This window comes from Flectobacillus sp. (assembly GCF_049240685.1).
Classification (GTDB): Bacteria; Bacteroidota; Bacteroidia; order Cytophagales; family Spirosomataceae; genus Flectobacillus.
Window position 1 is genome coordinate 1 of the sequence record NZ_JBMLSD010000158.1, and the last position, 15,398, is coordinate 15,398.

Sequence of the window (15,398 nt, forward strand, 5' to 3'; positions counted from 1 at the left end):
ATTACTTAATAAGCGAAAGTAATTACACAAAATCATCAATACATTTTTGCCTAATGCTTACGGCATATAGCCTAAAGCTTTAATTTGCCAGGCATTAGGCGATAGTTTTTAATAACCACAGATATGTTTTGCTCAATACCCAAAGCTGAAAGCCGAAAGCTAAAGGGTTAAATTTAATTGTGCCCACTTACCTCCGTCCGTTTTTTTAGTTAAAAAACAAAACCTCACGTTGATACACTAAATACATTCCAACTTCGTAAATTTGAAAATCATCAACAAAAAGCGACCTCATGAACAAAAACCTTCAATCTCTTTATCAAATTGCCCAAAAACCTTCTCGTAAAATTATTGGTTTGATGTCGGGAACGTCGATGGATGGGCTTGATGTGGCTCTTTGCGAGATTTCGGGTGCGGGCGAGAGTACAGAAGTCAAATTATTAGATTTTGATACCATTCCATACACCGAAGATATTAAAGAAGAAATTCGTCAGGTTTTTGCCAAAGAAACCATCAACTTCCCACATCTGGCGATGCTCAACGAATGGATTGGTGTATTGCATGCCAATATGATTTTGGAATGCCTCCAAAAATGGAATGTTTCAGCCCAAGACGTTGACTTGATTGCTTCGCATGGACAAACAGTGATGCACGCGCCAAAAATTTTGCATGGTATCGAAAAATTTCCCAATGCAACCCTTCAAATTGGAGATGGCGACCATATAGCGGTCAACACGGGCATTATTACCATCGCTGATTTTAGACAAAAGCACGTAGCCGCAGGTGGCGAAGGTGCGCCATTGGCTGTGTATGGCGACTATTTTATTTTTGGTAAAAAAGGCGAAAATCGCATTATGCTCAATATGGGTGGCATTGCCAACTTTACCTATTTGCCTGCCAATATGAATCCTGAAGAGGTTTTTGTAACCGATACTGGTACAGGCAATACCTTGCTCGATGCTTTTACCAGAACCTTCTATCCTGATATGGCTTATGACAAAGATGCTCTTTTGGCAAAACAAGGGGTGGTCAATCAAGCTTTATTAGATGCTTTGAAGGAAGATGATTTTTTCAAAAAACCTTTTCCAAAAACTACAGGACCCGAATTATTTAGCAAAGCTTATGTATATCGTGCGCAAGAAATAAGTGACACGCTACATATTCCGAGTCATGATTTATTGGCTACCCTCACACGATTTAGTGCAGAGACGATTGCCGAAGCAGTGCATTCGCTTAATTTATTTAATCTTTCCGACTTCACAGTTTATACTTCGGGTGGAGGAATGCACAACCCTTTGCTAATGGAATGGCTTCAAGAACTTATTCCTGCCAAATTTGCCAAAACCAATGAACTGGGTATCAATGGTGATGCCAAAGAAGCTGTATTATTTGCCATTCTGGCCAACGAAACCGTAGCTGGAGGCGAGTCAGACTTTGGGACTCGCAGAGGAATTCCTTCGGTGACAATGGGGAAAATTTCTTTTCCTTCTTAAATCCTTGGAGAATAATCTTTTGTAGATGCAACCTTTAGGATATGCCCTGCATCTAATAGTTATCAAATATACTGTCATTAAACAAAGGTTTTACTATGAAAAAGATTCTTTCCCTCGTCTCTATTGTATTAATTGCGTGCATTACTGTTGCTCAGGCACAAGTAGTAACCCAAAAACGTAATGTAGGCTCATTTAAAGGTATTCAAATTTCGGGCGGAATTGATTTATACCTCTCACAAGGCTCTAGCGAGTCGGTTAGTATTAATGCAGCCGAAGATCGTCAAGATGATATTAGAGTAGATAACAATGGCGGCATCATCCGCATCTATATCGAAAACTCAAAATGGGGTTGGTTCAAGTGGAACAATAAACCCGTAAAAGCCTACGTGACCGTAAAAGACTTAAACTCACTATCAGCAACGGGAGGCTCGGATGTTTATTCAGAAAAGAAACTCGAATTGATTAAACTTACCATTCGTGCAACGGGTGGCTCAGATGTTAAATTAGAAATAGACGCCGACGAAATTGACTGTAGCACAACAGGAGGCTCGGATGTCACGCTAATTGGCAATACCACTGTTTTGAAAGCAAGCTCAACAGGAGGAAGTGATTTGAAAGCCAACAAACTACGTTCTAGTTTTTGTAGCGTGTCGGCAACAGGAGGGTCTGACGCTTATGTTTGGGCCGAAAAAGAAATTAGTATCTCTGCTACAGGTGGCTCAGATGTATATATTTCAGGCAACGCCAGAGTTGTGAAAAAGAGCGTAACAGGCGGCTCGGATGTACACTAGGATATTGAGTGAATGGTGATTGTTTGAATGAGTGATTTTATTAAATGTCTCTGTCGTAAAGACGCAATGCTTGCGGCTAAAATGGTGTCATTTTGAAATATAAAATCAAAAATGCGGTCGAAAAACAATTTGGACCGCATTTTTGTTTTTTGCCAACAACAGAATCACTTTACCTAATGCCTTCCGCTAAAAGCCTAAAGCTCCTTTAGTACTTCAAATGCTGTATTTTCAATAAATCTAGGATTATTACTTTTCCTGATGTTATTTCAATTAACCCTTCCTGTTTAAAATCTGAAAGTGTTCTTATCAGCGACTCGGTAGCTGTACCTGCAATTGAAGCCAAATCCTCTCTTGATAACTGTACCACAATATCGCTTGTTTGATCAGGGTGAATATGTTTGGCATAAAACACCAGCGATTCTGCTACCCTTTTTCTCAAAGAATTATAGGCCAATCCCAACAGATACTTTTCTTGTTGAATAATTTCTTGCGCCATCCATTGAATCAGCCCATTGGCCATGGCGCGGTTTTGATGGATAGCTTGTAAAAACAAGTCTTTAGGCACATATAGCAATTCTGTTTCCTCCAAAGCTACTGCTGTTTCGGCATACGTACTACCACTCAACAAAGCCTGAATTCCTACAAAATCGCCTATTTTATAAAGGCCAGTTACGAGTTCTTTACCTTCATTATTTTGCAAAATCACCTTAATTTTACCTGACTGAACATAATACAAACGTGTAGCATCATCGCCTTCGGCATATATCACCGATTTCTTTTTGTAATGATGTGGGCGTTTATCTTCGAGCAATTGTTGTAAACCTTCGGTAAGATAAGCATAGTTAAAATTGCTGCTCATCTGTACCTCCTCAACTGGAACAAGCTGCGCTACACCTTGCTGCTGATGTTCTACTTTGCTTAAACGAGTCTCTATGGCTGAAATCAATTCTACCTCATCGAAGGGCTTAGTCAAATAATCATCAGCGCCTAATTCCATGCCCTTCCTAAAGTCTCCTCTTTCTGACTTTGCCGTCAACAAAATCACGGGTATACTATTTAACGTAGGATTTTTATGTAGAACCTTCAGCACACCATAGCCGTCCAATACTGGCATCATCAAATCACAAATTACCAAATCGGGTTGGCATTGCAAGGCTTTTTCAACTCCAATTTTTCCATTTTCGGCGGTGTAAACCTCATAATTAGACAATTCGAGTATTTCGGCGGTATTTCTCCGCAACTGGTCATCGTCTTCTATGAGCAATATTTTTTGCATGTTTTTGGGGATTTTTTACGCATTATCAACTTACAGACTTTCTTTTATTTCTTGCATAACCTTTGAAAGATAAAAATTCAGAGGTCTGTCTATAGCATTTTCGTCCAATTTGCTCATACTCAAGGATTCTTCCAAAAGTGCGGTGAGCGTTTTTACATTTTCTAAAATCGTTTGGATGTGTTCCTCTTGTTTTTGCACATTTCCGATTTTATTGTATTTACTCAAAAGATTTGCCGAAGACGATATAATGCCGAGCGGAGTTCTAAATTCATGAGAAGCAAAAGTAATAAATTGAGACTTCAGCTCATTGAGTCGATGCTCGCGATGCAAGGCTTCAGACAACTCATATTGTGAATGCTCCAGCTTGGAAAGAGTTTCGAGCAAAGCAGCAGTACGGTACGAAATCACTTGGTCAATCTGATTTTTAAAATACTCACGGCCCTTTATTCCGTTCTCTTTTTCAAATTGTAAAAGTTTCTCCAAATTAATAATACGGGTGATAAGATAAGTTTGAGAATTATATTGAAAAGTATCAATGTTGATAATAGCCCAAAATTTGGTACCATCATGTACTCTACATTGTACTTCTTCCGACCATTTGCCATTTTCTTCCAGACTTTTCCTTAGTCTGGCTTCCTGCTCGGCCGTAATCGGTATTTCTCTGACTTCTATACCGTATTTTTCTGCAAACTCTTTCTCATCTCGTACTTTAAATAACGCTAAACCAGATCTGTTGACAAGCACAATTTCGTGAGTTTCATAGTTATAGATACTCACAAAAACATTTAAGTGAGTAAGCAAAGCTTCGAGTATTGCATCTTTGAGTGTTGGGTTAAGCATGAATTTAGGGCTGGATATTAATTTATATGTGAATCGTTTTGGTATTCTTCTATGATTGGTACTATTTATACTCAGGATATTTTAGGGCGTCTTTCCACTAAAATTCTACCTGATAACACAACACAATTTGACTAATATACAAACAGATTACTACAAAATTGAGATTCTCGGCAATGATAAATACTGACCACTATCATAATCAAACCTTGAATCTGGTCAAGGTTTAGTAAGTGTTCAAATACGAAATTTGTGACATCAAGTGGTAGATTTACTTCATACTTGTAGGTTTAGAGGTTAAAAAAGAAAGCAGTCTTGATGTTCAGGACTGCTTTTTTGTGTTAAATTTGGTCAAAAATAATCCAATTTAAACCCGCTTGTAATTTGAAAGAGTTAATTGGGTTTTTCGGAGAAAATATCTCCGCTGAACATTCCTCTGACTATATTTCTTTTATTGAAGAATTCTATAACAACGCGCCCAATGCCTATCATTCGTTGGACGCCAATGGCTACTTCTTGAAAGTTAATGATACCGAGCTTAAAATGCTGGGATATACCCGCGAAGAGCTCATTGGGAAAAAGCGTTTCTTCGATCTTCAAATTACTCTTCTTACCGAAAACGCTGAGGAGTATTATCGCCAATTCAAACAAACAGGCTCTACTCGTAATCTGGAATTAGAGGTAGTTTCCAAAACTGGAAAACATATTCAAGTATTACTCAACGCCAATGCGATTTATGACAAAGAAGGCAACTTTATCGCCAGTAATTCGGTGATTGTTGATATTACTCATAAAAAAGCCTTGGAAAAAGAGTTGATGGAAAAAAATCAAGAACTTAATCATCTCAACGAACAGCTTTTTCATACGAATCAAGAAAAAAATCGCTTTATAGGCATTGCTTCACACGACTTACAAAATCCCATTACCAACATCAAACTTATTGCTGGAAAATTCAGAAAAACGGCTCAAAATCTGACTGATAGCCAAAAACGATGGATTGATGAGTTGGTGAGTACTTCGGAGAGAATGTCTTCGCTTATCAAAAATATGTTAAGCGTCAATCGCCTCGAACGTGAGTCTATCACAGCCGAAATAGATTTCCATAACATTGTTCAAATACTAACTACTTCTTTAAACAGATTTGAAGAAATTGCCAGTAGAAAAGGAATAAGTCTACATTTTGAAAGCCAAGTACCCATTTTCATGGCTCAGACAGACCAAGAATATCTTTCAGAAATCATTGATAATTTGGTCTCAAATGCCATCAAGTTTTCGTATGCAGACTCGTCGGTTTCTGTAAAGCTGGAGTGTACAAGTAGCTATTTCGAAATCTCAGTACAAGACCAAGGGCAAGGAATATTGCCTGAAGAAATGAATTTATTGTTTGGCCGTTTTCAAAAACTAAGTGCTAAGCCTACCTCCAACGAATCATCTACAGGCTTGGGACTTTCTATCGTAAAAGAATTAGCAGAACAATTAGGAGGAACGGTATCCTGCCAAAGTCAGGTAGGGAAAGGGACTTGTTTTACCGTAAGGTTTAAGAGTTAAGTATTAATGCAAAATAAAATGCATTAATGCACTTTAGGCTGTAAGCCGTAGGCATTAGGCAAAAAAGCTTAAATTATTTCATGAGAATTTTTTTTCAACTTTTAGCCTACAGCATAAAGTGTTAAAAAATCATAAATACATTTTGTCTAATGCCTACGGCTTTTTGCCGAGAGTTCATAGCTGAAAGCCAAATGGCAATTGAGTGTATGAGTGATTATTTGAAAAATTTGTATGTCAACTGAAAAGACACAAAACATTGCATCTCTCCAAATAAAATTCAACTAAAAATAATCACTCATTCGCTCAATCACAAATCACTCAATTTAGTTTGCTGATAGCCGAAAGCTCAAAGCTGCAAGCCCATTAGCATTCTGTGGCACTCAAGGCCAAGCCTGCTTCGGAAGTTTCTTTATATTTTTTGGACATATCTTTTCCTGTTGCCTTCATTACTTTAATCACACTATCGAGTGAGATTTTTTGTAAAGAACTATCCCCAGCCGTTGCCAGTAAAAAGGCATTATAGGCTTTTACTGCCCCCATAGCATTGCGCTCGATACATGGAATTTGGACATAGCCTCCAATTGGGTCGCAAGTCATCCCTAAATGATGCTCAATCGCAATTTCGGCAGCCGACTCCATCGCATGAATACTTTTGGTAGCACAATACGTCAGCATAGCCGCTGCCATAGCCGAAGCCGAGCCAATTTCGCCCATACAGCCCATTTCAGCACCCGAAATACTTGCATTATGTTTTACCAAAAAACCAACAGCCGCAGCCGCCAACATTCCCTCACGCATCTCATTCGGCGAATAATGAAAATGATTTTTTAGTAAATAGGTTATTCCAGGGATTACTCCCGATGCCCCTGAAGTTGGCGCGGTCACAACAATATTTCCTGCTGCATTTTCTTCGGAAGCTGCCAAGCAGTAAGCATTTAAAAATATCAAAAAACTATCACTTGTAAGTGCCAATTTTTTGGCCTTTTCATAAAGTAAGGGCGCTTTTCTACGTAGTTTGATTGTCCCAGGCAACATGCGTTTATCTTTTAAACCACGCTTTACGGCCTTGTGCATAAAATCCAAAATCGCATCTAGCTTTTTATCTATCTCTTTACGCGTCGCCCCTGTCAGTGCCATTTCGTTGGCGTACATCAGTTCTGAGAGTGTCAAATTATGACTTTGCAAGAGGGATTTCAATTCCTTCATATTCGCATAAGGATATTGAGGCGTGGCGGTGCTTGCCGCAACTTTTTGCCCCTTGCGATAAATAAAGCCTCCTCCTACAGAGTAATATTCATGCTGTAGCACAACGGTATCGCCTTGCGTGAGCTTTAGCACCATGGTATTGGCATAAGGCGAATCATACTTTCCTTTTTCAAATACAATACTTTCAGCCGAAATAGGAATCTCTATTTCATGAACTTTTACAGGATATTGCTCTGTTATGTCTTTAAGAAGATTGGAAAATAAAACAGGATCACAAGCTTCGGGAGTCCAGCCCAAAAGACCCGCAATAACAGCACGGTCGGTGCCATGTCCCTTACCTGTAGCACTTAGCGAACCATACAAATGTATTCGTATTTGCATTGAAGCGTTTACTTGCGAAGCCGAAAGAGCATTTAGCTCCTTTAAAAAATCATAGGAAGCCTTCATTGGCCCGATAGTATGTGAGCTTGAAGGACCAGGCCCAATTTTGAATAAATCAAAAATGGAAGTGGTTATCGGATTTTTTATCATAGTTGTTGTTGAAGAAGTTGACTCCTTAAAATCCTTTGGCATTACCAGAGATAAAAAAGGATGACGAAATTAGAGATTTTTTATAAAATCCTAGCAAAGATATTCGCTTATATTTTAGGTAGTTTGTTGGTAATAAGTAAGCTGTCTTACTTAAAACATTCAATGGTCTACCAAAACACTAGATAAACTATTTTTTTATTTCAAAATATGAATAAACTATCATATATTTGTATAGTAAAGTTCTGATTACTAGAATTTCTTGGTATTCGAAACTATTAAGTAATCGTGCAGAATAAGATTTAAGTTAAGTGTTTAGGCAATAGGCACAAGGCAAAGAGTGCTGAAATGTTTTTTAGTAACGATAGAAATATTTTGCCGAAAGCCGAAAGCTCAAAAATTAAATCTTATTTTTCCCACCAACTTAGAATCATCCCTTTCAAATATAAAAATACTTTTTGCTATGGCAGCTGTAGCCTACAAAATCAACAAAGAAAAACTAGAAAAAGCCGCTTTTATACTTAAAACGGTGGCACATCCTACAAGATTAGCCATTATAGATTTGCTATCCATGCAAGAGCGACTTTCTGTAAATGAAATCTGTGAGATATTAGGATGTGAGCAGTCTTTGCTTTCGCATCACCTTATCAATATGAAATTAAAAGGAATCTTACGCTCTGAAAAAGATGGGCTTAATGTATTTTACTCTTTAAAAGAGCGTGATGTCACCAAACTGATTGAATGTATCGAAAACTGTAACTGTAATTTTTAGGTCTAAGTAAAAAGAAGTCATTGGTTGATAGTATATCAGTTACTAGAATGAATTCATAATTAGAAGGATACTTTCAAAGTGTGCTTCAGATATATTATTAAGTTATTGGGCAAAATAATAATTAAGATTGCACCTTGGGCTTTCAGGTAACGGCTTTCGGCGGTGGGCTTTGGGAAAAATGCATTTTAACACTCTTTGCCTTGCGCCTGTTGCCTTATGCCTAAAACACATAACTTAAATCTTATTTTGCACACTTACTTAAAAGTATCCATTCGTTATTTTAGCCAGTAAGCTTAAGATATCTCTTATTTCTTTTCTGGCTTTTTTTATAGAAATTTACATGAAAAAATATTCATATAGTCATTTAGTTTTAACTTACCAAAAATATGAATAAAGACTATTGGAACGAGCGTTATGCCCAAGGACAAACAGGCTGGGATTTGGGAATAGCATCCCCTCCTCTTGAAAGTTATATTAGACAATTAGGCAACAAAGACCAAAAAATTCTTTTACCTGGCTGTGGAAGTGGATACGAAGCATTGCTCATGGCAGAATTGGGCTTTACTAATCTGACGGTTTTGGATATAGCTCCTTTGGCAGTTGAACAATTACAAAACCGCTTGAAAAATTATCCGACTGTGAGAATTCTTTGCGAGGACTTCTTTGCACACCAAGACCAATATGACTTAATTTTGGAACAGACCTTTTTTTGTGCTTTGCCTCCATCGATGCGAAAACAATATGTACAAAAAATGGCTGAACTTTTAGCTCCACAAGGCAAATTGGTAGGGTTATTATTTGCCTCAGAATTTGATAAAGCCGGGCCACCATTTGGTGGAACAATCGAGGAGTATTTACAGCTATTTACTCCTTATTTTGAAAGTGACATTTTAGAACTATGTCATAATTCAATTCGCCCACGACAAGGCAATGAATTATTTGTCAAATGGGTAAAAAAGGTTTTGTAAGTATTAATTTGCATTAGGCTGTAAGCTATAGGCATTAGGCAAAAAAGCATAAATTATTTCATGAAAAATTCTTTTCAACTTTTAGCCTACAGCATAAAGCCTAGAGTTTAATGCGGGTAAAATAAGATTGTTTTATTATCTAGTTTGAGACTTAGGCTCGAACTAGTGAGTAGACATAAAACTATATGCCGTAAGCTAAAAATATAAAAGTGTTTCTAACAAAGTTATCAATATACTTTTTGTCTACTGCATACGGCATACAGCATAACATTTATATTATCATAACGGCTAAAACTGCCATGCTTAAAGCATACAGCCTAAAGCCTACAGCTAATTCATACCATGAACAGTTCATTTGAAAATATTATCAACTCAGACAAGCCAGTTTTGGTTGATTTTTTTGCCACTTGGTGCGGACCATGTAAAACAATGGCACCTATTTTGGAAGACCTCAAAAAGCGATTAGGCGAGGATATCAAAATCATCAAAATTGATGTGGATAAAGCTCAAGCGCTAGCACAAGAACTTCGTATTAGTGGTGTGCCAACTTTAATTCTCTATAAAAATGGGAAACAGGTTTGGCGTCAATCGGGGGTAGTTCCTGTACATCAACTGGAATATACGGTTAAGCAATTTGCTTAATTTTGTTGACAAGTATGTGCTTAGGGCTATAGGCCGTAAGCATTAGGCAAAATATATTCTAAGTAGTACCTTTAGCTTATGGCGTAAAGCCTAATGCCTATCGCGGACAAAATTAACTTATCTTTCATATTAACGAATTATCTGAATAACTCTATGAACAACGATAGCAAAGTGGGGGCAATGGTGAAAGCCAAATGTCCACAATGCCACAAAGGTAAATTATTTACACACCCATGGTGGAATCTATTCAAATTTGATAAAATGCACGAACATTGCTCAGAGTGCGGACTGCGTTATGAGCGAGAACCGGGGTTCTTCTATGGTGCCATGTATGTAAGTTATGCATTTACAGTTGGGATTATGCTTGTAGGTGGTTTCGTGATTTATAACTTCTTTGGAGACCCCGAGCCACTTGGATATATCATCCCTATCGTGCTTATTTCTTTGCTATTTGTTCCTTTCAATTTCCGAATTTCCAGAGTATTATTTCTATATCTTTTCTCTGGTGTCAGCTATAAAAGTCAAAAAAAAGATGAGTAAACACTCATAATCAATTACTTTTGCACCAGGAGTCTACTAAATTGGTAGACTCCTAGTGCAAACAGTATTTCTTTCCAAGATTGATTAAATGAGATTTTTATTTATCCTTTGTACCTTTTGGGTATGTATGTCTTGTTATACCCAAGCTCAGAACTATAACCACTTTACCGTTTGGACACGTTTGGCGATTCAGAAGTCTATTTACAAAAAATTTGAGGTAAACCTCGAATATCATTTCAGAAGACAAAACGATTATCGAGACACTCCTGCCAATCCTTTTGCATTGCCCTTATTAGAGGCATATCGACTAGGACTTGTACACCGAGGCCAAAACGTGGTTGTCTCACTTTTTCCCTCCTTCTTTCATTCTTATCAATTATATGCCAAATCCTCGGATTTTAACAGAAAAGATCGGTGGGAGTTTCGCCCTTTTTTGATGGCAGAATGGATTCACTCGCTTAGTCCTAAGTGGACTGTACGACTTCGTGGTGGTTATGAATATCGTCTTTTCAAAAGCGATGACAATGCTTGGAATGAGTCTCAGGGACGTGCTCGCCTGCGAGGTCAAATACGTTATATTTTTAGTCCCAAAAATAACCTATTCCTAAGCGAGGAACTTCTACAAAATGTTCCACCCAATGTCCCTGCCAATTCTTTTAGCCAAAATCAGCTATACTTGGGATATTCGCATAATTTTTCCCCTCATTTTACCCTCGAAACAGGCTATATGTGGAATCATCGACAACGCAGTTCGCTGATTGAGTTTGATGAAGAACACAGTATTCAAACACATTTTATTGTGAGGTTGTAAAGTGTTCTGTCTTTGAGCGAGCATGACGATTTTATGATGATAGCTTATTTTATTTGTGTTTTTCAATAAAATGCTATTTTCATGAAATCGAAAAAACTAAATCTATTCTTAAAACTTTTTTGTGTGGGATATGTATATCTGTTTTCTTTTACACAAAATACCTTTTCTCAAGAACTATATCCTGTAAAACTTTCTCCAAAAACATGGCATAACCAAGAATTAGAATTACGTTATCGCCCAGAGGGTAAAGACTTTGTGATTACCAACGGAAAGCGCCTGTTTACTCGTGCGCTCTATGGTACCAATACAGCATTTCGTGTCGAAACAGGTGATCGTCCTGAATTTGCCTTGTATATGCCCGGTATGGGTGGCAACTTCAAGCTAGGTATTTCGGTCAACCAACAAAGCAAATGGCTAACGCAAGCCGACAGTATCATTGCACGCTATCGAGCTGGCGCAAGGTTCTATACTATCAAAGATGCATTGTTAGGAAATGGCACTCTCGAAATTGCGATATTAGCTTTAGTCGATGCAGAAGGTTTTATTTTAAAAATTCATGGTAAAAATCTCCCGAAATCAACAGAATTATATTGGGCATTTGGAGGAGCAACAGGCAAAAAGTTTTCCAGAGATGGAGATATGGGTCCCGACCCAGAATCAAACTTTTATCTACAGGCTAATAATTGTAAAGACAACCAATATGTAATTCCTGAAAAAGGGAAATTCATCCTCAAATATGGTACTGGCTTGCCAGCTACAGGCGATGGACGATATTTTGCAGAAGATGCCAAACAACCTGTCAAACCAAGCAAAGAGCAAACGCTCCAAGGCACTTTCCCTAGCGAATCAGCACTCAAAATTGCAGATGCACAAGCCTTGGCTTCTCCCCTATCTTTATATCAATCACAAGCAGAAAAAGCTCCTGTCATTTGTGGAAAACTGGCTGTAGAAGACCAATTCGACTATTTCTTTACAATTTATAATCCCGCTACCAAAGCCGACATTCAGTACGAAAAGCTACCTCGTATTTTTCAAGAAGCCGAAAATACTCGTGAAACCTTAGCCAATCGTATCCAAATCAATACTCCTGACCCGTTTATCAATACGATTGGAGGTACTTTAGCCATTGCCTCCGATGCCATTTGGGATTCGCCCACCTATATGCACGGTTCAATTGGTTGGCGGATGCGTCTGCCAGGTTGGCGTGGTCCGTATACAGCAGATGTGCTGGGTTGGCACAATAGAGCCAAAACGCATCTTGAAGCCTATGCTTTATCACAATTTACTACCCCACTTTATGGTCCTATCAAACCAGATAGCACCATGCATTTTGCCCGAAGTACCGAAAAATCAGGCGTAGGCATGTTTAGCAGTGGCTATATCAATCGTGACCCGAATGGCGCTAATCTACGACCACACCATTATGACATGAACTTGGTATATATCGACCAGTTACTACGCCATTTTGCTTGGACAAAAGATACGACTTTTATGCGCCAAACATGGTCGGTTATCAAAAGGCATTTGGACTGGGAAGTAAGAAATTTTGACATCGACAAAAACCATCTATTTGATGCATACGCTGCCATTTGGGCAAGTGACGCCCTTCAGTATAGCGGTGGTGATGTAACGCATACTTCGGCTTATAATTATTTGGGTTTTAAAAAAGCCGCACAAATAGCCAAATTGATGGGCGACAATCCGAGTCCTTATCTGGAAAAAGCTGAAAAGATTTTGAAGGCCATGAATCAAATTTTATGGATGCCACAAAAAGGAACTTTTGCCGAGTTTAAAGATGCCCTAGGGAATAAGCTACTTCATCCTTCAGCAGGTATTTGGACGATTTATCATAGTATCGACTCAGAAGTACCTGACAAGTTTCAAGCTTATCAAATGCTCAGGTATGTAGACAATGAAATTCCACATATTCCAATTAGAGCAAAAGGGTTAGAAGACAAAGGTTACTATACACTCTCTACCACCAGTTGGATGCCCTATATGTGGTCATTGAACAATGTGGCTTTGGCAGAATCAATGCACCTAATTTTGGCAAATTGGCAAGCTGGTCGCACAGACGAAGCTTTTAAGCTCTTCAAAAGTGAGGTATTACAATCCATGTACTTGGGAGGAAGTCCTGGCAATATTGTGCAGATTTCGTACTTTGATGCTGCACGAGGCGAGGCCTATCGAGACTTTGCTGATCCTGTTGGTATGTTCTCTCGAGCCTTGGTAGAAGGACTTTTTGGTATCGTACCAGATGCACTCAACAACATCTTATTGATTCGCCCTGGTTTGCCTGCCACTTGGGATTTTGCTTCTTTCAAAACACCTGATATTAGTTTTGATTTTAAAAGAAAACAACAAACGGATACTTATATTATTGCTCCTACTCTTCCTACAAAAGTAGGTCTCAAATTTCAGGTATTGGCGCAAGGACAAGTAGAGCAAGTATTGGCAAATGGTAAAAATGTTTCTTGGACAAACGTCATTGAGGCTGTGGGTAAACCTATTATCGAAATATCGCTTCCTAATTTGCCAAGGTATGATATCGTCATCGTATGGAAGGGAGAAAAACCTATTTTACCAACACAAGAAAAAGTATATGTTAATCATTCTGAAATAATTAAAACATTTGCGAAAGCTAGAGTTGTAAAGATTTTTGATGCTCAAAAGATATTACGAAATATCCAAATAGCTAAAAATCAGTTTTCAGCCCAAATACAGGCTCCTGATGGGAATTATACGGTTTTTGCTCAACTCCAGCAAGGCAGTTTATCATGGTGGATGCCTATATGTTTTAAGGTAAAACCAGCCATTGAGTTAGTAAGTACGCATGAAAAAGAAGAAAATATCACCAAGTTTTGTCTTCAAAATAACACCTCAAATCCTCTATTGGCACAAGTGTTTATCAATCATTTTAAAGCTCATTTGAAAATAGAAGCAGGTAAGTTATCAGATAGCATTCTTATTTCTGAAAACGATTTACTATGTGGAACCAACCAAGTGCGTATTGTTTTTGGAAAAAATCAAACACTTGAAACTACTTTAGTCAATTGGAAAGGCAAACTACAGCTTCGTCAGGAAACAGTAGATATTTCTCCCTTTTTTAATGATAAAGTCACTCAAATTTTTCAAAACAAATACCTTTCACCACGCCCACAAGCCACGACTTTGCAATTACCTTGGCAAGGTATTGGTGACTGGCCACATCCACACGAAAGCTTTGAGGTAAAAGATGAAGGTTTGAGAAAATTAGCACAAACTAATGACCAATTCGAAGTGTCTCAGGGGATTCGTTTTAAAACACCTTCTGACCCAAAGGCCAACAATATTGTTTTTACCTCACAATGGGATAATTATCCCAACGAAAAAGTGATTCCATTATCTGGAAATGCCTCGCATGCGTGGTTTTTGATGTCTGGCTCGACTAATCCCATGCAAAGTCAGCTAGACAATGGTGTTATCACAGTTCAATATACAGATAACACCGAGGAGCAATTAGCATTACGTAACCCAGAAACATGGTGGCCAATCGACCAAGATTATTTCACAGATGATTTTGCCTTTAAACTCAAGCAAGCACGTCCAATTAGAATACACCTTGCAACAGGAAAAATAGTAGACGGACAAGAATCTAAGGCATTTTGGAATGGAAAAAAGATAGCAGGTGGCGCAGCAACAATAATAGATATGCCTCTCAATCCGAAAAAAACACTTCAAAGTCTTACGCTCAAAACGCTTGCCAATGATGTTGTGACTGGCTTGATGAGTATTACACTGGGACATTAGTGAGTGTTGAATTTGGAGTGCGGAGTGAGGAATTGAGAAAATGAAGAATGCAGAGTTTGGAGTGCATAGTTATACTTAAGTTAGTACGCAAAATAAAGTTTAAGATTGTGCTTTAAGCTTTCAGGTATCGGTTTTCGGCGGTGGGCTATGGGAAAATGCATGTCCGTGGTCGTTAAAAACATTTTAACACTCTTTGCCTT

General features: G+C 38.2%; 12 protein-coding genes. 9 read left to right on the plus strand and 3 right to left on the minus strand.

The features are described from left to right. The first annotated feature begins 290 nt into the window (after positions 1–290). Both ACOVQ4_RS07270 and ACOVQ4_RS07275 read left to right on the plus strand, forming a co-directional pair. Positions 291–1,490 carry an anhydro-N-acetylmuramic acid kinase gene (locus tag ACOVQ4_RS07270; RefSeq protein WP_421819988.1) on the plus strand — a complete coding sequence of 400 codons (1,200 nt, stop codon included), beginning with the start codon at positions 291–293 and terminating at the stop codon, positions 1,488–1,490. A gap of 95 nt (positions 1,491–1,585) precedes the next feature. Beyond that, on the plus strand, positions 1,586–2,281 hold the full coding sequence (locus tag ACOVQ4_RS07275; RefSeq protein ID WP_421819989.1) for a head GIN domain-containing protein: 696 nt from the start codon (positions 1,586–1,588) through the stop codon (positions 2,279–2,281). Between the two features lie 205 nt (positions 2,282–2,486). On the opposite strand, the gene ACOVQ4_RS07280 is transcribed toward ACOVQ4_RS07275, so the two are convergent. Together ACOVQ4_RS07280 and ACOVQ4_RS07285 are read right to left on the minus strand one after the other, a co-directional pair. Beyond that, a complete protein-coding gene (locus tag ACOVQ4_RS07280) occupies positions 2,487–3,557 on the minus strand; it encodes a response regulator (RefSeq protein WP_421819990.1) in 1,071 nt (356 codons plus the stop codon). Positions 3,558–3,587: 30 nt separating this feature from the next. Next, positions 3,588–4,397, minus strand: coding sequence for a PAS domain-containing sensor histidine kinase (locus tag ACOVQ4_RS07285; RefSeq protein ID WP_421819991.1), 810 nt, complete (start codon positions 4,395–4,397; stop codon positions 3,588–3,590). A gap of 381 nt (positions 4,398–4,778) precedes the next feature. Between ACOVQ4_RS07285 and ACOVQ4_RS07290 the strand changes: the two genes are divergently transcribed. Beyond that, on the plus strand, positions 4,779–5,942 hold the full coding sequence (locus ACOVQ4_RS07290) for a PAS domain-containing sensor histidine kinase (protein WP_421819992.1): 1,164 nt from the start codon (positions 4,779–4,781) through the stop codon (positions 5,940–5,942). A 363-nt stretch (positions 5,943–6,305) separates the two neighbouring features. On the opposite strand, the gene ACOVQ4_RS07295 is transcribed toward ACOVQ4_RS07290, so the two are convergent. Then, positions 6,306–7,679, minus strand: coding sequence for an L-serine ammonia-lyase (locus tag ACOVQ4_RS07295; protein WP_421819993.1), 1,374 nt, complete (start codon positions 7,677–7,679; stop codon positions 6,306–6,308). A 460-nt stretch (positions 7,680–8,139) separates the two neighbouring features. On the opposite strand from ACOVQ4_RS07295, the gene ACOVQ4_RS07300 reads away from it, so the two are divergent. The 6 genes from ACOVQ4_RS07300 (at position 8,140) to ACOVQ4_RS07325 (ending at position 15,198) form a co-directional block, all read left to right on the plus strand. Beyond that, complete coding sequence (locus ACOVQ4_RS07300; RefSeq protein WP_421819994.1) at positions 8,140–8,448, plus strand: ArsR/SmtB family transcription factor; 309 nt, start codon at positions 8,140–8,142, stop codon at positions 8,446–8,448. A 386-nt stretch (positions 8,449–8,834) separates the two neighbouring features. After that, a complete protein-coding gene (locus tag ACOVQ4_RS07305) occupies positions 8,835–9,416 on the plus strand; it encodes a methyltransferase domain-containing protein (RefSeq protein WP_421819995.1) in 582 nt (193 codons plus the stop codon). Between the two features lie 342 nt (positions 9,417–9,758). Beyond that, the gene (gene trxA, locus ACOVQ4_RS07310; protein ID WP_421819996.1) at positions 9,759–10,058 is read left to right on the plus strand and encodes a thioredoxin; all 300 of its coding nucleotides are present in this window, start codon (positions 9,759–9,761) and stop codon (positions 10,056–10,058) included. 153 nt (positions 10,059–10,211) lie between these two features. Next, positions 10,212–10,598, plus strand: coding sequence for a DUF983 domain-containing protein (locus tag ACOVQ4_RS07315; protein WP_421819997.1), 387 nt, complete (start codon positions 10,212–10,214; stop codon positions 10,596–10,598). 127 nt (positions 10,599–10,725) lie between these two features. Continuing rightward, positions 10,726–11,409, plus strand: a complete 684-nt coding sequence (locus ACOVQ4_RS07320; protein WP_421819998.1) for a DUF2490 domain-containing protein — start codon at positions 10,726–10,728, stop codon at positions 11,407–11,409. 81 nt (positions 11,410–11,490) lie between these two features. Then, positions 11,491–15,198: a DUF4450 domain-containing protein gene (locus ACOVQ4_RS07325; protein ID WP_421819999.1), complete on the plus strand. Its 3,708-nt coding sequence runs from the start codon at positions 11,491–11,493 to the stop codon at positions 15,196–15,198. Positions 15,199–15,398 lie beyond the last annotated feature (200 nt).

Bases quoted from the DNA above. Each gene is read 5' to 3' on its own strand.
- ACOVQ4_RS07295 (WP_421819993.1), bottom strand. From the start codon at position 7,679: ATGATAAAAAATCCGATAACCACTTCCATTTTTGATTTATTCAAAATT.
- ACOVQ4_RS07285 (WP_421819991.1), bottom strand. From the start codon at position 4,397: ATGCTTAACCCAACACTCAAAGATGCAATACTCGAAGCTTTGCTTACT.
- ACOVQ4_RS07315 (WP_421819997.1), top strand. From the start codon at position 10,212: ATGAACAACGATAGCAAAGTGGGGGCAATGGTGAAAGCCAAATGTCCA.
- ACOVQ4_RS07305 (WP_421819995.1), top strand. From the start codon at position 8,835: ATGAATAAAGACTATTGGAACGAGCGTTATGCCCAAGGACAAACAGGC.
- ACOVQ4_RS07280 (WP_421819990.1), bottom strand. From the start codon at position 3,557: ATGCAAAAAATATTGCTCATAGAAGACGATGACCAGTTGCGGAGAAAT.
- ACOVQ4_RS07300 (WP_421819994.1), top strand. From the start codon at position 8,140: ATGGCAGCTGTAGCCTACAAAATCAACAAAGAAAAACTAGAAAAAGCC.
- ACOVQ4_RS07320 (WP_421819998.1), top strand. From the start codon at position 10,726: ATGTCTTGTTATACCCAAGCTCAGAACTATAACCACTTTACCGTTTGG.
- ACOVQ4_RS07275 (WP_421819989.1), top strand. From the start codon at position 1,586: ATGAAAAAGATTCTTTCCCTCGTCTCTATTGTATTAATTGCGTGCATT.
- ACOVQ4_RS07270 (WP_421819988.1), top strand. From the start codon at position 291: ATGAACAAAAACCTTCAATCTCTTTATCAAATTGCCCAAAAACCTTCT.
- ACOVQ4_RS07325 (WP_421819999.1), top strand. From the start codon at position 11,491: ATGAAATCGAAAAAACTAAATCTATTCTTAAAACTTTTTTGTGTGGGA.
- trxA (WP_421819996.1), top strand. From the start codon at position 9,759: ATGAACAGTTCATTTGAAAATATTATCAACTCAGACAAGCCAGTTTTG.